This is a genomic window from Streptomyces sp. 1114.5, from assembly GCF_003635085.1.
Classification (GTDB): Bacteria; Actinomycetota; Actinomycetes; order Streptomycetales; family Streptomycetaceae; genus Kitasatospora.
In genome coordinates, this window is sequence record NZ_RBXE01000001.1 from 3,643,344 (window position 1) to 3,661,023 (window position 17,680).

The window sequence follows — 17,680 nt, forward strand, 5'->3', positions numbered from 1 at the left end:
TCCATCGCTTATCTCTTTACCTATGGAAGTAGATAAAGGCGAGGACCGGCCCTCTCCGATCGAGTTCCGCCTGGACCCGGCCTCCGGCGTCCCGACCTACCTGCAGCTCGTGCAGCAGGTCGAACAGGCGCTGCGGATGGGCTGGTTGACCGAGGGGGACCGGCTGCCCCGGGTGCGCGAGGTGGTGGCCGGGCTGGCGATCAATCCGAACACCGTGCTCAAGGCGTACCGCGAGCTGGAGCACCGTGGCCTCGCGGTCGGCCGCCGGGGCCAGGGCACCTTCGTCCGGGGGCTGCCCGCCGGGGTGGTGCCGCTGCGCGAACGGGCCGCGCTGCGGCGGGGATTGCTGGACTGGATGCGCTCGGCGCGGACCGCCGGGCTGGACGAGGAGGGGATGGCCGCCGTGTTCGAGGACGCGCTGCGCGACCTGCGCGAGGGCCGGGACGGGGTGGTGGCCTGATGGCCGCGGACACGGTGATCGACTGCGCCGGGCTCGGCAAGCGCTACCGCCGCTCCTGGGCGCTGCGGGACTGCCGGCTCGCCGTCCCGGCCGGGCACGTGGTAGCCCTGGTCGGCCCGAACGGCGCCGGCAAGACCACGCTGCTCGGCCTGGCTGCCGGCCTGACCCTGCCCAGCGTGGGCGCCATGACCGTCCTGGGTGACCAACTCCCGGGCTCTCCCCGGGCGTTGGACCGGATCGGCTTCGTCGCCCAGAACGCCGTGCTCTACCCGGGCCTGCGCGTGCGCGACCTGCTCGCGATGGGCCGCCACCTCAACCGCCGCTGGGACGCCGCCCGGGCGCGCACCCACCTGGACGGCCTCGGCATCCCGCTGGACCGCAAGTACGGCCGTCTCTCCGGCGGCCAGCAGGCGCAGGTCTCGCTCGCGCTGGCGCTCGCCAAGCGGCCTGAACTCCTCCTCCTGGACGAGCCGCTGGCCGCGCTCGACCCGCTGGCCCGGCACGACTTCATGTCCGTGCTGCTGACCGCCGTGGCCGAGGACGGCCTCTCGGTGGTGTTCTCCTCGCACGCCGTCAACGAGCTGGAGCAGAGCTGTGACTACCTGGTGGTGCTCGGCGGCGGCCGGGTCCAGGTGGCGGGGGAGGTGGACGACCTGCTGGCCGGCCACCGGATGCTCACCGGCCCGACCGCCGAGGCGGACGCGGTCGCCGGGCGGCTGCCGGTGGTCCGCGACCGCCGGGCCGGAGTCCAGTCCCACCTACTGGTCCGCACCGGCGGCCCGGACGCCCCGGTGTCCGAGGGCTGGCGCCAACAGCGCGTCGGCCTGGAGGAGTTGGTGCTCGCCTACCTGCGCGAGCCGACCGCTTCCGCCCTGCCCGGCCCGCGCGGAGCGGTTCGCCCGAACGAGAGGGTGCTGCTGCCGTGAGTGCCACCACCATCGCCCCGCCCCGCTCCGCCGTCCTGCGGGCGGCCGGGCTGCGCCACCGGACGACCCTGGTGACCCTGCTCGCCGTGATGGCCGCGATCGCGCTCGCGCTGCTGCTGCACGGCTGGTACGTCCACGACGGCCTGGAGCGTTCCGGGGCCGCGTCCTGCGACCCGGCCTCGGAGGCCTGCCTGCAGAAGTTCAAGCAGTTCCTGCACCAGTACGGCGGCGCGGGGCTGCAGTCCCTCGACCTGGTGCTGTACGTGCTCGGCGGAGCGTTCGGCGCCTTCGTCGGCGGTCCCTTGCTGGCGCGGGAGTTCGAGCACGGGACGGTGCGCTTCGTCTGGACCCAGGGCGTCGGCCGCACCCGCTGGACGGCCGGCTCGCTGGCGCTGGCCGGCGGGGTGGTGGCCGTGGTGGCCGGGCTCTTCGGGCTCCTGCTGCGCTGGTGGAGCTCGCCGCTGAAGCTGGCGGACGGGCAGTTCTCCGAGGACCTGTTCGCGCAGACCTGGCCGGTGATGATCGGCCGCGTGGTGCTGCCCTTCGGCGTGGCCGCCCTGGTCGGCGCCGTGCTGCGGCGCACGGTGGTGGCGGTGGGTACGGGCCTGGCGGTCTCGGTCCTGCTGCCGTACGTGGCCGCGTCCTTCCGGTTCCACTACCTGCAGCCGCTGGAGGAGCCGGTGCACTCGATGCGGGCGATGGCGCTGGACGGGCGCTGGCTGGGGGAGGTCTGGTACTCCGACCCGGCCGGGAACCGGATCTCCGTCGACGAGTTCTACCGGCACGGCGACTTCGGGCAGCTCCAGGCACTGCTGCGGGACGGCGGCTACACGGCCCATCAGGTGTACCAGCCGGCGGACCGCTTCTGGCCGTTCCAGTTCATCGAGTTCGGGTGGATGACCGCCCTGGGGCTGGCCGCCTGCGCGGCGGCGGTGTGGTGGGTCCGGCGCCGGGCGGCCTGACCTGCGACTCCCTTGATCGCTTGAAGAGTTTCCGTCAAAACCCTTGCGGGGGCGGGTCCGGAGGGCGTTTCCTTTCCTCTCGTTAGGAAAGTTTCCTAACCCACGAGGAATCGGAGCGTCCCATGCGCCCTCAGCCCCGCCGTGCCCTCCGCATCGCCCTCGCCGCCGCCCTGGTGGCCGCGCCCCTCACCGTCGCGGCCACCACGGCGGCCCAGGCCGCCCCGGCGCCGGCCGCGTCCGTCCGGCTCAAGGGGGTCGGGCTGGACGACCCGCACAAGAAGGACATCGCGATGCAGCTGGTGTCCAGCGCGGAGAACTCCTCGCTGGACTGGAAGGCCCAGTACAAGTACATCGAGGACATCAAGGACGGCCGCGGCTACACCGCCGGCATCATCGGCTTCTGTTCCGGCACCGGCGACATGCTGGAGCTCGTCCAGCACTACACCGACCTCAAGCCCGGCAACATCCTCGCCAAGTACCTGCCGGCCCTGAAGAAGGTCAACGGCACCGACTCGCACGCCGGCCTCGGCTCCGCGTTCGAGCGCGACTGGGCCACGGCCGCCAAGGACACCGTCTTCCAGCAGGCCCAGAACGACGAGCGCGACCGGGTCTACTTCAACCCGGCCGTCAACCAGGCCAAGGCCGACGGCCTGCGCGCGCTCGGCCAGTTCGCCTACTACGACGCCATCGTCATGCACGGCCCGGGCAACAGCTCGGACAGCTTCGGCGGCATCCGCGCCGCCGCCATGAAGAAGGCCAAGACCCCGGCCCAGGGCGGCGACGAGGCCACCTACCTGAAGGCGTTCCTGGACGCCCGCAAGGTGGTCATGAAGAAGGAGGAGGCCCACTCCGACACCAGCCGGGTCGACACCGAGCAGCTGGTCTTCCTCAACGCGAAGAACTTCGACCTCAACCCGCCGCTGAAGTGGAAGGTCTACGGCGACAGCTACGCCATCAACAGCTAGCTGATGCACCATCAGTAGCTGACGTATCGTCAATGCAACGGGCCCGGCAGCCGGATCACGGCCGCCGGGCCCCGTTGTCGCTCCCGCCGGAAGGGTCAGGCGCTCGCGGTGTAGTCGTAGAAGCCGCGGCCCGACTTGCGGCCCAGCAGGCCCGCGTCGACCATCCGGGACAGCAGCGGCGGAGCGGCGTACAGCGGCTCCTTGTACTCGTCGTACATCGACTCGGCGATCGAGACGATGGTGTCCAGGCCGATCAGGTCGCACAGCCGCAGCGGGCCCATCGGGTGGGCGCAGCCGGCCTCCATGCCCTTGTCGATGTCGGAGGCGGTGGCCACGCCCGACTCGAACATCCGCACCGCGGACAGCAGGTACGGCACCAGCAGCGCGTTGACCACGAAGCCGGCCCGGTCGCGGGCGCGGATCGGCTCCTTGCCGAGCACCTGGGTGGCGAAGGCCTCGACCCGCTCGGTGGTGGTCGCCGAGGTGGTCAGGGTCGGGATGACCTCGACCAGCTTCTGCACCGGCGCCGGGTTGAAGAAGTGCAGGCCGATGACCTGCTCCGGGCGGGAGGTGGCGGCGGCCAGCTTCACGATCGGGATCGAGGAGGTGTTGGAGGCCAGGATCGCGTCGCGGCGCTCGATCACCTGGTCCAGGGTCTGGAAGATCTGGACCTTGATGTCCTCGCGCTCGGCGACCGCCTCGACCACCAGGTCACGGTCGGCGAAGTCGGACAGGTCGGTGGTGAAGGACAGCCGGGCCATCGCCTCGTCCCGCTGCTCGGGGGTCAGCTTGCCGCGCTTGACGGCCGTCTCCAGGGAGTTGGTCAGCCGGGTACGGCCGAACTCCAGCGCCTCGCCGCTGGCCTCCGACACCAGGACGTCCAGCCCGGCCCGGGCGAAGACCTCGGCGATGCCCGACCCCATCAGACCGCAGCCGACTACTCCGACGCGCGCGATGTCACTCACTCAGTTGCCCTTCGGTGGTGCTGGGGGTCACCCAGCGACTGGTGGCCCAGCAAGCTGCTGGTCAACGGGCCGGTGCGCCGGAATGGGTGCACCGGTCACCGCCCCGACGACGTTACTACTCCGTACCGGCCGGTAGGTCACCCCCTCCCCGGAGGAGTGCCACCGCCGGGAGTCCCCCGAAAGGGTGAGCCCGCGCCCCCTGCGGGTGCGCCCGGGGGCCGCCACCGCCCGCCGGCCGACAGAATGCCGCAGACGGGGGCCGGGGACGGGAAGGGAGCACACGGTGCCGACGGGATCGCTCACAGGACAGGTCGCCCTGGTCACCGGCGCCGGCCGGGGAATCGGCCGGGAGATCGCCATCGGCCTGGCCGCCGAGGGGATGGCCGTCGGCCTGGTCGGCCGCACCCACGAGACGCTGACCGCAACCCTCAAGGAGTGCGTCAAGCACGGCTCCCGGGGCGTGGCCGTCACCGCCGACGTCACCCGGCCCGGCTCGGTGCGCGAGGCCGTCCGGCTCGTCGAACGCGACCTCGGCCCGATCGACCTGCTGGTCAACAACGCCGGACAGGTCGACCGCGCCGAGGTGCCGATCTGGGAGACCGACGCCAACCAGTGGTGGCAGGTGGTCGAGACCAACCTGCGCGGCCCCTACAACCTGCTGCGCTGCGTCCTGCCCGGCATGGTCGCCCGGCGGAGCGGGCGGGTGCTCAACCTCAACTCCGGCTTCGCGCTGCGCCCCGACGGCCACTACACCGCCTACGCCACCTCCAAGGGCGCGCTGCTCCAGCTCTCCGACAACATGGCGGACTCGCTCGCAGGGCACGGCGTCGTCGTCCTGGACATCAGCCCGGGCGCGGTGGCCACCGACATGACCGCCGGGATGCCGATGTTCAAGGACATGAAGACCTGGGGCTCCATCCCGTACATGGTCGCGGTCACCGCGGACGCCGCCCGCGGGCGCTTCGACGCGCTGCACGGGCGGTTCATCCACGCCGGGCGGGACGACCTGGAGGAGCTGGTCACCCGGGCCGAGGAGATCCGCGCCGCGGACGCCCGCACCCTGCGGCTGCGCCCGTACAAGGACGACGACCCGATGGTCTGATCAGCAGTCCTTCAGGCGCACAACTGGCTGGCCGTCACCGGCTTGAGCCCCGCCTTGGCCAGGCCGTCCAGGATGGCCGGCAGCGCGTCCACCGTGCACTGGTGGCCCATGTGCAGGGCCACCACCGAACCGCCGCGCACCGAGTTCAGCACCCGGCGCTGCAGTTCGGCGGCCGAAGGGTCGCTGTAGTCGCGCGGGTCGACGTCGAAGGACAGCACGTGCTCGTAGCCGACGGCCCTGGCCTGCTCGCGCACCATCGGGGTGGCGTACTGGGCGGCGGAGGGGCGGAACCAGCGGCCGATCGAGCCGGTGAGCCGCTGCAGCCGCTCGGCGCACTGGGCGATCTCGGCGCGCGCCTGGTCGGGCGTCATGGCGGAGATGTTGAGGTGGTTCTGGGTGTGGTTGCCCAACTCGTGGCCGCCGTCCAGGATCCGTCGGGCCATCTGCGGCTGCTGGTCGAGCCAGCTGCCGACGACCATCACGGTCAGCTTGGCGCCGCGCTGCTCGGCGATCTCCAGCAGGGCGGTGGCCAGCTTCGGGTCGCCGCTGCCGTGGAAGGTGAGCGCCACGTTCCTGCCGGTGCGCGGCCCGTACACGACCTCGACCGGGGTGCCGGCCGCGAGCGGGGGCAGCGGGGGCGGGGTCGGCGGGGCGGAGGGCTGGGCGGCGGTCGCGCCCGCCCCGGCGGCGGCCTGCGGCTCGGCCGGCTCGGCCGGGGCCGTGGGGGCGGGGGAGGCCGGGCCCTCGCCGCCGTTCCACGCCGGGTCGGTGGTGTGCTGCGGATCGACGGTGCCGGGGTGCGCGGCCAGCGCCCCGGGGTCGGCCCGGCGGGGCGTGCCGGTACCGCAGGCCGTGAGGAGGCCGGCGGTGGCGGTGAGGGCGGCCATCTTGGCGGTGGTGCGCAGCACGGTGCGGCGGTCGGCAGTCATCGGCAGCCAGCATAGAGACGACGGGCCCGGCGGGCGATCCGGTACGACCGGTGTCCGGGCCGTTGCCCGTACTGCTGTCCGTATCGCTGTCCGTTCGCTGTCCGTTCGCTGTCCATGGCGTGTTTGACGTGCACACATCTTGTCTACGGGTGTTGCGTAAACCTGAACTCCCGCTGTTTCCACGGCCTGTCGTTGGATACGATCACCGCGCACCGCGGGACGACGCGCGGTCGCCACACTTCCGGCATGGCGCATTGGGGGCGGGACGGGATGTACGAGGACACTGCGGCGGGGCGGGCGGCCGACACCGACTGGAACTGGGTCAGAGCGGACGACTGGCAGCCGCCGAGCGAACTGGACACCGGCATCCCGCACACGGCCCGGATGTACGACTACTACCTGGGCGGCAAGGACAACTTCGAGGCCGACCGCAAGGCCGCCCAGGCCGCGATAGCCGCCTACCCCGCACTGCCGCTGCTCGCCCGCACCAACCGGCAGTTCCTCGGCCGCGCCGTGGAGTTCGTGGCCGGCCGGGGCATCCGCCAGTTCGTCGACATCGGCACCGGCATCCCCGCCGTCGGCTCCACCAGCGAGGTCGCCCAGCGGGTCGCCCCGGACGCCCGCGTGGTGTACGTGGACAACGACCCGATCGTGGCCACCCACGCCCGCGCCCTGCTCGCCGGCCACCCCACCGGGCACACCTCGGTGATCGAGGCCGACCTGCGCGACCCGGCCACGATCCTCGGCCACCCCGCGCTGGCCGCCGCCGTCGACCTCTCCCAGCCGGTCGCGCTGATGCTGGTCGCCGTCCTGCACTTCATCCGCGACGAGGACGGTGCGCAGCAGATCGTCCGCGCCCTGCGCGACGCGCTCGCGCCGGGCAGCGCGCTGATCCTCTCCCACGGCAGCCCCGACTTCGCCTCCCGGGAGAGCGCCGCCGAGGGCACCCACATCTACAAGAGCGCCAGCGCCCCCCTCGTCCTGCGCCCCCGGGCCGGCGTCGAACCCTTCTTCGGCGACTTCGAGTTCGCCGGCCCCGGCCTCGTCCAACTCCCGCTCTGGCGCCCCACCCCCGGCCACGTCCCCACCACCGAACTCCCCGAGGGCTGGCAGGACGTCTCCGCCTACGCGGGCGTCGCCTTCAAGCCGTAGGCAGCCCGGGGCGGACCCAGGCCCACCGGCGAGCCCGCGCCCGCCCGGATGACCCGGTACGTACCGGGAGAAATTGACGCGACAGGCCGCGGGCGGCGGTGTTAGCTTCCGCGCCATGGAACCCCTGAGTGAGAACGAGATCCGCGCGTCCTTCGTCAACTGCTCCAAGGGCGAGGCCCGTCGGCTCAACCTGCCCCGGGGTCTGGCCGAACTGCCGTGGGAGAACCTGGACTTCCTCGGCTGGCGGGACCAGGGCGCGCCCGACCGCGCCTACCTGGTGGCCGTGCACGGCGGTGAGCCGGTCGGGGTGACGCTGCGGGTGCCGACGGTGCGGCGCAGCCTCACCAAGAGCAACGTGTGCTCGCTGTGCATCACCACCCACGCCGGTACCGGCGTCGCGCTGCTCGCCGCCCGCCGGGCCGGGGTGGCCGGCCGCGAGGGCAACACGGTCGGGACGTACATCTGCGCCGACCTCGCCTGCTCCCTCTACGTGCGCGGGTTGAAGAAGTCCACCCTGGTGACCAGGCCCGACGAGTCGCTGCCGCTGGAGCAGCAGATCGCCCGTACGGTGGGCAACCTCGACGCCTTCCTGGCCAAGGTGCTCACCGACACCGCCGCGTAGCCGAGTCCCGGCGGGGGAGCGTCAGTGCCCGCGCAGCTGGTCCAGGTCGCGGCGCTCCCGCTTGGTGGGGCGTCCCGTCCCGCGGTCCCGCTGCCCGGCCGCTGCGACGAACTCGCGCGGCGGCCGCGGCGGGCTGTTGTCGACCACGCACTCCGCCGCGGCCGCGGCGCCGACGCGCTTGCGGATCAGCTGCCGTACGACCACGACCCGCTCGTACCCCTCCTCGCGGACCCGCACTTCGTCCCCGGGCTTCAGCGCCTGGGCCGGCTTGGCCCGTTCGCCGTTCACCCGGACGTGCCCGGCCCGGCAGGCGGCCGCCGCCAGCGCCCGCGTCTTGACCAGCCGGACCGACCAGATCCAGCTGTCCACCCGCACGCTTCCCTCGTGTTCAGCCATCCTCGGAGCCTACCCAAGGGCCCGGACGGAAGCCGGAGGCCTGGGCCCGAGCCCACGGCGGAGCCCCGTGCCCGGCGCCCACGCCGGAGGCCTACGCCGCGGCCGGCGCCTCCTGGACGGCCCAGCCGTTGCCGTCCGGGTCGTTGAAGAAGACGAAGTTGTTCCACGCCTCGCCGTGGCCGTCGACCCGGGTTCCCGCCACGAAGTGCTGGATGGGGCTGACCTGCACGCCCCGCGCGGCGAGTTCGGCGTGCGCCTTCTCGATGTCGGCCACCACCAGCTGGAGCCCCTTGACCGAGCCGGGCGGCGAGTCGATCACGCCCTTGCCGACCACGATCGAGCAGCGCGATCCGGGAGGAGTCAGCTGGACCACCCGGAGTCCGTCCCGCAGCCGGGTGTCGTGGTCGACCGTGAAGCCGGCCTGCTCCTCGTAGAAGAGCTTCGCGCGGTCCACGTCGGACACCGGGACCACCACGACTTCGAGCTTCCAGTCCATCGCCCTCACCCCTCTCGGTCGGGCACTTCCAGTATCCGTCCGGCGGCTTCCATCCAAAACTGTTCCCCGGAGCCCGTCCGATAGCCTGAGAACACGATGAATCCGCAGACCACGCCCGCCGCGGCGCCGCCCGCCGCGACCCCGTTCGCCACCCCGTGGGGCACCTTCGACCTCACCCGCTTCCCCGAGGACCCGCGCGAGCGGCTGCGGGCCTGGGACGCCGCCGACGAGTACCTGCTGCGCCACCTCGCGGGCGAGACGGACAGCGCGGCCGGCGCCGCCACCGAGCTGGCCGGCCGCCGGATCGCCGTCCTCGGCGACCGCTGGGGCGCACTGACCACCGCACTCGCCGAGCACCGGCCGCTCCAGATCAGCGACTCCCACCTCGGCCGGAAGGCCACCGCGGCCAACCTGGCCCGGGCCGGCGCCGCCGTCGACGAGGCCCGGCTGCTCACCACCCGGGACAGCCCGCCGGAGCGGATCGACGTCCTGCTGGTGCGCGTCCCGAAGAGCCTGGCCCTGCTGGAGGACCAGCTGCACCGGCTCGCCCCCGCCGTCCACGAGGGCACCGTGGTGGTGGGCTCCGGCATGGTGACCGAGATCCACACCTCCACGCTCCGGCTCTTCGAGCGGATCCTCGGTCCGACCCGCACCTCGCTGGCCGTCCGCAAGGCCCGGCTGATCCTCTGTACACCGGACCCGGCGCTCGCCCCCGGTCCCAGCCCGTGGCCGCACCGCTACGTGCTGCCGTCGGGCATCGGCCCCGCCTCCGGCCGTACGGTCGTCAACCACGCCGGGACGTTCTGCGCCGAGCGGCTCGACATCGGCACCCGGTTCCTCCTCGCCCACCTGCCGACCCCCGCCCCCGGCGACCGGGTGGTGGACCTGGGCTGCGGCAACGGTGTGGTCGGGACGGCCGCCGCGCTGGCCGGGCCGGGCGCCGAGCTGCTGTTCGTGGACGAGTCGCACCAGGCGGTGGCCTCCGCCGAGGAGACCTTCCGCACCAACCTGGGCCCCGACGCCCGGGCCGAGTTCCTGGCCGCCGACGCGCTCGCGGCGGACGTGATCGCCCCGGGCTCGGTGGACCTGGTGCTCAACAACCCGCCGTTCCACTCCCATCAGGCCACCACCGACGCCACCGCCTGGCGGATGTTCACCGGATCGAAGCGGGCGCTGCGGCCCGGCGGTGAACTCTGGGTGGTCGGCAACCGCCACCTCGGGTACCACGTCAAGCTGCGCCGCCTCTTCGGCAACTGCCAACTCGTGGCCGGGAACCCCAAGTTCGTGGTGCTGCGCGCCGTCAAGCGCTGAGTGCCGGGCGCCGCCGGGCGCCGAGTGCCGAGCAGCGTGTGGGGCGCCGGGTGCCGCGCGCCGTCAAGCGCCGACCGGGGGTTCACCCCCGGGTCGGGGCTTCCACGCATACTCCTTGCATGGATTTTCCCTCACGCGTATATTCATGCCACGACAAAGGAGGAACGCCATGGCATTGCGAGTCGCCGTCGCCGGCGCGAGCGGATACGCGGGCGGCGAGGTGCTGCGCCTGCTGCTCGGCCACCCCGAGGTGGAGATCGGAGCGCTGACCGGCGGCTCGAACGCGGGCACCAGGCTGGGCGCACTGCAGCCGCACCTGATCCCGCTCGCCGACCGCGTGCTCGAACCCACCACCCCCGAGGTGCTGGCCGACCACGACGTGGTGTTCCTGGCGCTCCCGCACGGCCAGTCCGCCGCCGTTGCCGAAGCCCTCGGCGAGAACGTCCTGGTGGTCGACTGCGGCGCCGACTTTCGGCTCAGGGCCGCCGCTGACTGGGAGCAGTTCTACGGCTCCGCGCACGCCGGCACCTGGCCCTACGGCCTGCCCGAACTCCCCGGCCACCGCGCCGCGTTGAAGGGCAGCAACCGGATCGCCGTACCCGGCTGCTACCCGACCGCGGTCTCCCTGGCGCTGTTCCCCGCCTACGCGGCCGGTCTCGCCGAGCCGGAGGCCGTCGTGGTCGCCGCCTCCGGCACCTCCGGCGCCGGCAAGGCCGCCAAGCCGCACCTGCTGGGCAGCGAGGTGATGGGCAGCGTCAGCCCGTACGGCGTCGGCGGCGTCCACCGGCACACCCCGGAGATGGTGCAGAACCTCACCCCGCTCGCGGGCGAGCCGGTCACCGTCTCCTTCACCCCCACCCTCGTCCCGATGCCGCGCGGCATCCTCGCCACCTGCTCGGCCAAGGCCCGGCCCGGGGTGAGTGCCGAGAGCCTGCGCGCCGCCTACGCCGAGGCGTTCGCGGACGAGCCCTTCGTCCACCTGCTGCCCGAGGGGCAGTGGCCGCAGACCAGCAGCGTCTACGGCGCCAACACCGCCCTGGTCCAGGTCGCCCTGGACGCCACCGCCGGGCGGATCGTCGCGATCAGCGCGATCGACAACCTCGTCAAGGGCACCGCCGGCGGCGCGGTGCAGAGCATGAACATCGCCCTGGGCCTGCCCGAGGAGCTGGGCCTTCCCGTGAACGGAGTCGCACCGTGACCAGTCCCGACAACCTCGGAGTCACCGCCGCCAAGGGCTTCCGGGCCGCCGGCGTGACCGCGGGCATCAAGGCCTCCGGCACCCCCGACCTCGCCCTGGTGGTCAACGACGGCCCCTCGCTCGCCGCCGCCGGCGTCTTCACCGCGAACCGGGTCAAGGCCGCGCCCGTGCTCTGGTCCGAGCAGGTCCTCAAGGGCGGCCAGGTCTCCGCCGTCGTCCTCAACTCCGGTGGCGCCAACGCCTGCACCGGCCCGCTCGGCTTCCAGGACACCCACGCCACCGCCGAGAAGGTCGCCGCGGAGCTGGAGCTCAACGCCGGCGAGGTCGCCGTGGCCTCCACCGGCCTGATCGGCCAGCGGCTGCCGATGGACGTCCTGCTGCCCGGCGTCACCCTGGCTGTCGGGGAGCTCAGCGAGACCGGCGGCGAGGCCGCCGCGATCGCCATCAAGACCACCGACACCGTGCACAAGACCGCCCAGGTCACCAGCCCGGCCGGCTGGACGGTCGGCGGCATGGCCAAGGGCGCGGGCATGCTCGCCCCGAGCCTCGCCACCATGCTGGTCGTGCTCACCACCGACGCCGCCGTGGACAGCGCCGGCCTGGACGACGCGCTGCGCGGCGCCACCCGCACCACCTTCGACCGGATCGACTCCGACGGCTGCATGTCGACCAACGACACCGTGCTGCTGCTCGCCTCCGGCGCCACCGGTCTCACCCCGGACCCGGCCGAGTTCGCCGAGGCCGTCCGCACGGTCAGCGCCGACCTGGCCCGCCAGCTGATCGGCGACGCCGAAGGCGCCAGCAAGGACATCCGGATCGACGTCACCGGCGCCGCCACCGAGGACGAGGCCGTCGACGTCGCCCGGACGATCAGCCGCAACAACCTGCTCAAGTGCGCCATCCACGGCGAGGACCCCAACTGGGGCCGGGTGCTGGCCGCGATCGGCACCACCACCGCCGCCTTCGACCCGAACCGGCTGGACGTCGCCATCAACGGCGTCTGGGTCTGCCGGGACGGCGGCGTGGCCGAGGACCGCGACCTGGTGGACATGAAGGGCCGCGAGGTCGTCATCACCGCGAACCTCAACGCCGGTACGGCGAGCGCCTCGCTGTGGACCAACGACCTCACCGCCGACTACGTTCACGAGAACAGCGCCTACTCGACCTGATCCGCGTCACTTCGTCCGCGGCATCCTGAGCCGCGACAGGCCGGCCGCGACCAACCGGTCACGACAGGCCGGCTGCGCACCCGGTCCGCGACTTCCTCCCCCAGCCTCCGGCCGGGGGACCCCATCGACGAGGGAACCCCGTGCAGATCGCACCCAAGGGCGAACAGGCCCGCAACAACACCGCGTTGCCCAAGGCCATGACGCTGATCGAGGCGCTGCCGTGGCTGGAGCGCTTCCACGGCAAGACCGTCGTGATCAAGTTCGGCGGCAACGCCATGGTGGACGACAGCCTCAAGTCGGCCTTCGCCCAGGACGTCGTCTTCCTGCGCTACGCCGGCCTCCACCCGGTCGTGGTGCACGGCGGCGGCCCGCAGATCAGCGCCCAGCTGGACAAGCTCGGCCTGGAGTCCAACTTCACCAACGGGCTGCGGGTGACCACCCCCGAGACCATGGACGTGGTCCGGATGGTGCTGGCCGGCCAGGTGCAGCGCGAGCTGGTCGGCCTGCTCAACGAGCACGGCCCGTTCGCCGTCGGCATGACCGGCGAGGACGCGCACACCATGACGGCCGTCAAGCGCTACGCGGTCGTCGACGGCGAGCAGGTGGACATCGGCCTGGTCGGGGACATCGTCAACATCGAGGCCGGCGCGGTGAAGGCGCTGATCGCCGACGGCCGGATCCCGGTCATCTCCTCGATCGCGCGCGGCGCCGACGGCCACGTCTACAACATCAACGCCGACACCGCGGCCTCCGCCCTGGCGGTCGCGCTCGGCGCCGAGATGCTCGTCGTCCTCACCGACGTCGAGGGCCTCTACAAGGACTGGCCGCACTCCGACGACGTGATCAGCCAGCTCAACGCGAGCGAACTGGAGGAGCTGCTGCCCGAGCTGGCCAGCGGCATGCTCCCCAAGATGGAGGGCTGCCTGCGCGCCGTCCGCTCCGGCGTGGGCACCGCCCGCGTGCTGGACGGTCGGGTGCAGCACAGCCTGCTGCTGGAGATCTTCACCGACGAGGGCATCGGCACGATGGTCGTGCCGGACGACGAACCGACCGTGACCGGGGGACTGGCATGACGCACAACGAGCAGCTCACCGGCCGGTGGCAGCACACCTTCACCGACAACTACGGCACCCCGCGGATCCCGCTGGTGCGCGGCGCGGGCAGCAAGCTCTGGGACGCCGACGGCAAGGAGTACACCGACCTGCTCGGCGGCATCGCCGTCAACGCCCTGGGCACCGCCCACCCGGCCGTCGTCGAGGCGGTGAGCCGGCAGATCGCCACCCTCGGCCACGTCTCCAACCTCTTCATGGCCGAGCCCACCATCGCCCTCGCCGAGCGGCTGCTGGCGCTGGACGGCCGGGAGGACGGCCGGGTGTTCTTCTGCAACTCCGGCGCGGAGGCCAACGAGGCCGCGTTCAAGATCAGCCGGCGGACCGGCCGCACCCACCTGGTCGCCCTCCAGGGCGCCTTCCACGGCCGGACCATGGGCGCCCTCGCGCTGACCGGCCAGCCCGCCAAGCAGGACCCGTTCCGCCCGCTGCCCGGTGACGTCACCCACGTCCCGTTCGGCGACGTCGAGGCGCTGCGCGCGGCCGTCACCACCGAGACCGCCGCCGTCTTCCTGGAGCCGATCCAGGGCGAGAACGGCGCGATCCCGCTGCCGGACGGCTACCTCAGGGCGGCCCGCGAGATCACCCGGGCCACCGGCACCCTGCTGGTCCTGGACGAGATCCAGACCGGCGTCGGCCGCACCGGCCACTGGTACGCCCACCAGGCGTTCGAGGGCGTCGAGCCGGACGTCGTCACCCTCGCCAAGGCGCTCGGCGGCGGTCTGCCGATGGGCGCCGTGCTCGCCTTCGGCGAGGCCGCCGACCTGCTCACCCCGGGCCAGCACGGCACCACCTTCGGCGGCAACCCGGTGGCCGCCGCGGCCGGGCTCGCGGTGCTGGACACCATCGAGTCCGAGGGCCTGCTGGAGCACGTCCGCAAGCTCGGCGAGCGGCTGCGCCAGGGCGTCGAGGCGATCGGCGACCCGCTGGTCTCGCACGTGCGCGGGGCCGGACTGCTGCTCGGCATCGTGCTCACCGAGCCGGTCTCGGCCGCGATCCAGGTTGCGGCCCAGGACGCGGGCTTCCTGGTCAACGCGGCCGTCCCGGACGCCGTCCGGCTGGCTCCGCCGCTGGTGCTGACCGAGCAGGAGGCGGACGCCTTCCTCGCGGCACTGCCGGGCATCCTCCGGACGGTGCGCGAGGGCGCCCCGGCCGATGCGAGTTGACGGTCGTCCGGGAGAATAATCACATGACCGCTTCCCACTCAGGCCCCTCCGCCGCCGGCCCGACGCCGCAGGTCCCGCAGACCCGCACGGCGCGCCACCGGCGGATCGTGGACCTGCTCACCCGCCAGCCCGTGCGTTCGCAGAGCCAGCTCGCCAAGCTGCTCGCCGACGACGGACTCGTGGTCACCCAGGCCACCCTCTCCCGGGACCTGGACGAGCTGGGCGCGGTCAAGATCCGCAACCGGGACGGCGCGCTGATCTACGCCGTCCCGGCCGAGGGCGGCGACCGCACGCCGCGCGCACCGATGGGGGAGTCGGCCAGCGAGGGCCGAATGGCCCGGCTGGCCGGCGAGCTCATGGTCTCCGCGACGGCCTCCGGCAACCTGGTGGTGCTGCGCACCCCGCCGGGCGCCGCCCAGTTCCTGGCCTCGGCGATCGACCAGGCCGAGGTGTTCGAGATCATCGGCACCATCGCCGGCGACGACACCGTCCTGCTGATCAGCCGCGACCCGGCCGGCGGCCAGGCGCTCGCCGACCACCTCATGCAACTCGCCCAGGCCAAGGCCCAGTAGCCCGCACCGGCAGTAGCACCCACGGGCAGCAGCCCGCACCACCGACAGCGTCCACCGAGCGCCGACCCCGTCCACCGGCCGGGGTTGGCGTTTCATGCACCCTCGTGCATACTTATGCCCAACGCCGTAAACCTGTACGCCTGCACGTCCCCTCGTAAGGAGCTCGACGCGATGACCGCCGACCAGTCCGCCGACGTCCGCCTCTGGGGCGCGCGCTTCGCCGACGGCCCCTCCGAGGCGCTGGCCAAGCTCTCCGCCTCGGTCCACTTCGACTGGCGCCTCGCGCCGTACGACATCGCCGGCTCCAAGGCCCACGCCCGGGTGCTGCACAAGGCGGGCCTGCTCTCCGACGACGAGCTCGCCGGCATGCTGGCCGGCCTGGACCAGCTGCTCGCCGACGTCGAGGCGGGCACCTTCACCGGCACCGTCGCCGACGAGGACGTCCACACCGCCCTGGAGCGCGGCCTGCTGGAGCGCCTCGGCCCCGACCTCGGCGGCAAGCTGCGGGCCGGGCGCTCGCGCAACGACCAGATCGCCACGCTCTTCCGGATGTACCTGCGGGACCACGCCAGGACCATCGGCGCCCTGCTGCTCGACCTCCAGCAGGCCCTGGTCGACCTCGCCGAGGCGCACCCGGACACCGCGATGCCCGGCCGCACCCACCTCCAGCACGCCCAGCCGGTGCTCTTCGCCCACCACGTCCTCGCGCACGTGCAGGCCCTCGGCCGGGACGCCGAGCGGCTGCGCCAGTGGGACGCCCGCACCGCCGTCTCCCCGTACGGCTCCGGGGCGCTGGCCGGCTCCTCGCTCGGCCTCGACCCGCAGGCCGTCGCCGCCGACCTCGGCTTCGAGGGCGGCTCGGTCGGCAACTCCATCGACGGCACGGCCTCGCGCGACTTCGTCGCCGAGTTCGCCTTCGTGACCGCGATGATCGGCATCAACCTCTCCCGGATCGCGGAGGAGGTGATCATCTGGAACACCAAGGAGTTCGGCTTCATCACGCTGCACGACGCCTTCTCCACCGGCTCCTCGATCATGCCGCAGAAGAAGAACCCGGACATCGCCGAGCTCGCCCGCGGCAAGTCCGGCCGCCTGATCGGCAACCTGACCGGCCTGCTCGCCACCCTCAAGGCGCTGCCGCTGGCCTACAACCGGGACCTCCAGGAGGACAAGGAGCCGGTCTTCGACTCCTGCGACACGCTGGAGGTGCTGCTGCCCGCGTTCACCGGGATGATGGCCACCCTCACCGTGCACCGGGAGCGGCTGGAGGAGCTGGCCCCGGCCGGCTTCTCGCTCGCCACCGACATCGCCGAGTGGCTGGTCAAGCAGGGCGTGCCGTTCCGGGTCGCGCACGAGGTGGCCGGGGCCTGCGTCAAGGTCTGCGAGGCGGAGGGCATCGAACTGTCCGACCTGACGGACGAGCAGTTCGCCGCGATCTCCGAACACCTGACCCCCGAGGTCCGGTCGGTGCTCAGCGTGCACGGCGCCATCGCCTCCCGCAACGGGCGCGGCGGCACCGCCCCCTCGGCCGTCGCGGTCCAGCTCGCCGAGGTGAAGGCGGACCTGGCGCGGCAGCAGGAATGGGCCCGGGGCTGACCGGAGGTCGGCACGGATGGGGCGCGGCGGTCCGACCGGCGCGCCCCTCCGGCGTCCGCGCCCCGGCCCGGGCGTAACCGGCCCAGCCCCGGGCCGTCATGCACGGTGTGTGCACCACCCTTCCCGCCGCTCCCTCCGCCGAGGACGTCTACCTCGCCGAATGCCGCCGCCGCGCGGTCCGCGAGACCGTCGCCGCGCTGCCCGGCCGCTGCCCGGAGCTGATCGCCGCCCTCGCCGAGGACCCGCCGCCCACCTACCGCGAGCTCTCCGAACGCCTCGGCATGCCCCGCGGCTCCATCGGCCCCACCCGCTCCCGCTGCCTGGCCTGCCTGCGGACCCTGCTCCACGCGGAGCGCTATCCATGACCCCCGGGGCCGCGGCCCGGCCCCTCTTCCACCTCATCAGCCCCCTCCGCCCCCTCCGTCCCCGAGTGACCCTCGCCACGTCCGACCCTCCGAAGGTTGAGGGAAGCTGACACCCGGGTAGAGCGCTGGCGAACGCAGCTCTTGACGGTGACGCGATCGCTCGGATACTGAGCGTGAGCGCGCCACCCTCTGCGCGCCGGGCACGACGACTGGGGAGGC

General features: G+C 72.9%; 19 protein-coding genes. 15 read left to right on the forward strand and 4 right to left on the reverse strand.

Going from position 1 to position 17,680, the window contains the following annotated elements; genetic code table 11:
- Positions 1-22 precede the first annotated feature (22 nt).
- The 4 genes from BX285_RS16285 (at position 23) to BX285_RS16300 (ending at position 3,313) form a co-directional block, all read left to right on the forward strand.
- Entirely contained in the window at positions 23-460 is a 438-nt protein-coding gene (locus tag BX285_RS16285; RefSeq protein ID WP_097238639.1) for a GntR family transcriptional regulator, read from the forward strand.
- Complete coding sequence (locus BX285_RS16290; RefSeq protein ID WP_097238640.1) at positions 460-1,386, forward strand: ATP-binding cassette domain-containing protein; 927 nt, start codon at positions 460-462, stop codon at positions 1,384-1,386. Before BX285_RS16285 ends, BX285_RS16290 begins: the two co-directional genes overlap by 1 nt.
- The gene (locus BX285_RS16295; RefSeq protein WP_097238641.1) at positions 1,383-2,348 is read left to right on the forward strand and encodes an ABC transporter permease subunit; all 966 of its coding nucleotides are present in this window, start codon (positions 1,383-1,385) and stop codon (positions 2,346-2,348) included. Before BX285_RS16290 ends, BX285_RS16295 begins: the two co-directional genes overlap by 4 nt.
- 122 nt (positions 2,349-2,470) lie before the next feature.
- Positions 2,471-3,313, forward strand: a complete 843-nt coding sequence (locus tag BX285_RS16300) for a chitosanase (protein ID WP_097238642.1) — start codon at positions 2,471-2,473, stop codon at positions 3,311-3,313.
- A 95-nt stretch (positions 3,314-3,408) separates the two neighbouring features.
- Here BX285_RS16300 and BX285_RS16305 read toward each other — a convergent pair whose 3' ends face one another.
- Complete coding sequence (locus BX285_RS16305; RefSeq protein WP_097238643.1) at positions 3,409-4,278, reverse strand: 3-hydroxybutyryl-CoA dehydrogenase; 870 nt, start codon at positions 4,276-4,278, stop codon at positions 3,409-3,411.
- 283 nt (positions 4,279-4,561) lie between these two features.
- On the opposite strand from BX285_RS16305, the gene BX285_RS16310 reads away from it, so the two are divergent.
- Positions 4,562-5,380 carry an SDR family NAD(P)-dependent oxidoreductase gene (locus BX285_RS16310; RefSeq protein WP_097238644.1) on the forward strand — a complete coding sequence of 273 codons (819 nt, stop codon included), beginning with the start codon at positions 4,562-4,564 and terminating at the stop codon, positions 5,378-5,380.
- Positions 5,381-5,391: 11 nt separating this feature from the next.
- On the opposite strand, the gene BX285_RS16315 is transcribed toward BX285_RS16310, so the two are convergent.
- Entirely contained in the window at positions 5,392-6,309 is a 918-nt protein-coding gene (locus BX285_RS16315) for a polysaccharide deacetylase family protein (protein ID WP_097238645.1), read from the reverse strand.
- 246 nt (positions 6,310-6,555) lie between these two features.
- Between BX285_RS16315 and BX285_RS16320 the strand changes: the two genes are divergently transcribed.
- Together BX285_RS16320 and BX285_RS16325 are read left to right on the forward strand one after the other, a co-directional pair.
- Positions 6,556-7,461, forward strand: a complete 906-nt coding sequence (locus BX285_RS16320; RefSeq protein ID WP_259470551.1) for an SAM-dependent methyltransferase — start codon at positions 6,556-6,558, stop codon at positions 7,459-7,461.
- A gap of 115 nt (positions 7,462-7,576) precedes the next feature.
- Positions 7,577-8,083, forward strand: a complete 507-nt coding sequence (locus tag BX285_RS16325; protein ID WP_097238647.1) for an FBP domain-containing protein — start codon at positions 7,577-7,579, stop codon at positions 8,081-8,083.
- A gap of 21 nt (positions 8,084-8,104) precedes the next feature.
- Here the strand turns inward: BX285_RS16325 and BX285_RS16330 are convergent, their stop codons facing one another.
- On the reverse strand, positions 8,105-8,479 hold the full coding sequence (locus tag BX285_RS16330) for an RNA-binding S4 domain-containing protein (protein ID WP_097238648.1): 375 nt from the start codon (positions 8,477-8,479) through the stop codon (positions 8,105-8,107).
- Between the two features lie 91 nt (positions 8,480-8,570).
- Positions 8,571-8,975 (reverse strand): VOC family protein, encoded by a 405-nt coding sequence (locus BX285_RS16335; protein WP_097238649.1) that lies wholly within the window; start codon positions 8,973-8,975, stop codon positions 8,571-8,573.
- A gap of 96 nt (positions 8,976-9,071) precedes the next feature.
- Here BX285_RS16335 and BX285_RS16340 point away from each other — a divergent pair, with 96 nt between their 5' ends.
- The 8 genes from BX285_RS16340 to BX285_RS16375 all read left to right on the forward strand — a co-directional run bounded on the left by BX285_RS16340 (position 9,072) and on the right by BX285_RS16375 (position 17,461).
- Complete coding sequence (locus BX285_RS16340; protein ID WP_121175518.1) at positions 9,072-10,286, forward strand: methyltransferase; 1,215 nt, start codon at positions 9,072-9,074, stop codon at positions 10,284-10,286.
- 169 nt (positions 10,287-10,455) lie between these two features.
- Positions 10,456-11,484 carry an N-acetyl-gamma-glutamyl-phosphate reductase gene (gene argC / locus BX285_RS16345; RefSeq protein ID WP_121175519.1) on the forward strand — a complete coding sequence of 343 codons (1,029 nt, stop codon included), beginning with the start codon at positions 10,456-10,458 and terminating at the stop codon, positions 11,482-11,484.
- Positions 11,481-12,653: a bifunctional glutamate N-acetyltransferase/amino-acid acetyltransferase ArgJ gene (gene argJ / locus BX285_RS16350; RefSeq protein WP_097238652.1), complete on the forward strand. Its 1,173-nt coding sequence runs from the start codon at positions 11,481-11,483 to the stop codon at positions 12,651-12,653. Before argC ends, argJ begins: the two co-directional genes overlap by 4 nt.
- Before the next feature lie 197 nt (positions 12,654-12,850).
- Positions 12,851-13,726, forward strand: coding sequence for an acetylglutamate kinase (gene argB, locus BX285_RS16355; protein WP_097240358.1), 876 nt, complete (start codon positions 12,851-12,853; stop codon positions 13,724-13,726).
- Positions 13,723-14,928, forward strand: a complete 1,206-nt coding sequence (locus tag BX285_RS16360; protein WP_121175520.1) for an acetylornithine transaminase — start codon at positions 13,723-13,725, stop codon at positions 14,926-14,928. Before argB ends, BX285_RS16360 begins: the two co-directional genes overlap by 4 nt.
- A 23-nt stretch (positions 14,929-14,951) precedes the next feature.
- Positions 14,952-15,500, forward strand: coding sequence for an arginine repressor (locus BX285_RS16365; protein WP_049652068.1), 549 nt, complete (start codon positions 14,952-14,954; stop codon positions 15,498-15,500).
- Between the two features lie 171 nt (positions 15,501-15,671).
- A complete protein-coding gene (argH, locus tag BX285_RS16370; protein ID WP_121175521.1) occupies positions 15,672-17,096 on the forward strand; it encodes an argininosuccinate lyase in 1,425 nt (474 codons plus the stop codon).
- A 107-nt stretch (positions 17,097-17,203) separates the two neighbouring features.
- Entirely contained in the window at positions 17,204-17,461 is a 258-nt protein-coding gene (locus BX285_RS16375) for a sigma-70 family RNA polymerase sigma factor (RefSeq protein ID WP_097238655.1), read from the forward strand.
- Positions 17,462-17,680 lie beyond the last annotated feature (219 nt).

Coding starts and splice junctions, on each gene's coding strand:
- BX285_RS16285 (WP_097238639.1), top strand. CDS start 23: ATGGAAGTAGATAAAGGCGAGGACCGGCCCTCTCCGATCGAGTTCCGC.
- BX285_RS16290 (WP_097238640.1), top strand. CDS start 460: ATGGCCGCGGACACGGTGATCGACTGCGCCGGGCTCGGCAAGCGCTAC.
- BX285_RS16300 (WP_097238642.1), top strand. CDS start 2,471: ATGCGCCCTCAGCCCCGCCGTGCCCTCCGCATCGCCCTCGCCGCCGCC.
- BX285_RS16315 (WP_097238645.1), bottom strand. CDS start 6,309: ATGACTGCCGACCGCCGCACCGTGCTGCGCACCACCGCCAAGATGGCC.
- BX285_RS16320 (WP_259470551.1), top strand. CDS start 6,556: ATGGCGCATTGGGGGCGGGACGGGATGTACGAGGACACTGCGGCGGGG.
- BX285_RS16325 (WP_097238647.1), top strand. CDS start 7,577: ATGGAACCCCTGAGTGAGAACGAGATCCGCGCGTCCTTCGTCAACTGC.
- BX285_RS16330 (WP_097238648.1), bottom strand. CDS start 8,479: ATGGCTGAACACGAGGGAAGCGTGCGGGTGGACAGCTGGATCTGGTCG.
- BX285_RS16335 (WP_097238649.1), bottom strand. CDS start 8,975: ATGGACTGGAAGCTCGAAGTCGTGGTGGTCCCGGTGTCCGACGTGGAC.
- BX285_RS16340 (WP_121175518.1), top strand. CDS start 9,072: ATGAATCCGCAGACCACGCCCGCCGCGGCGCCGCCCGCCGCGACCCCG.
- argC (WP_121175519.1), top strand. CDS start 10,456: ATGGCATTGCGAGTCGCCGTCGCCGGCGCGAGCGGATACGCGGGCGGC.
- argB (WP_097240358.1), top strand. CDS start 12,851: ATGACGCTGATCGAGGCGCTGCCGTGGCTGGAGCGCTTCCACGGCAAG.
- BX285_RS16360 (WP_121175520.1), top strand. CDS start 13,723: ATGACGCACAACGAGCAGCTCACCGGCCGGTGGCAGCACACCTTCACC.
- BX285_RS16365 (WP_049652068.1), top strand. CDS start 14,952: ATGACCGCTTCCCACTCAGGCCCCTCCGCCGCCGGCCCGACGCCGCAG.
- argH (WP_121175521.1), top strand. CDS start 15,672: ATGACCGCCGACCAGTCCGCCGACGTCCGCCTCTGGGGCGCGCGCTTC.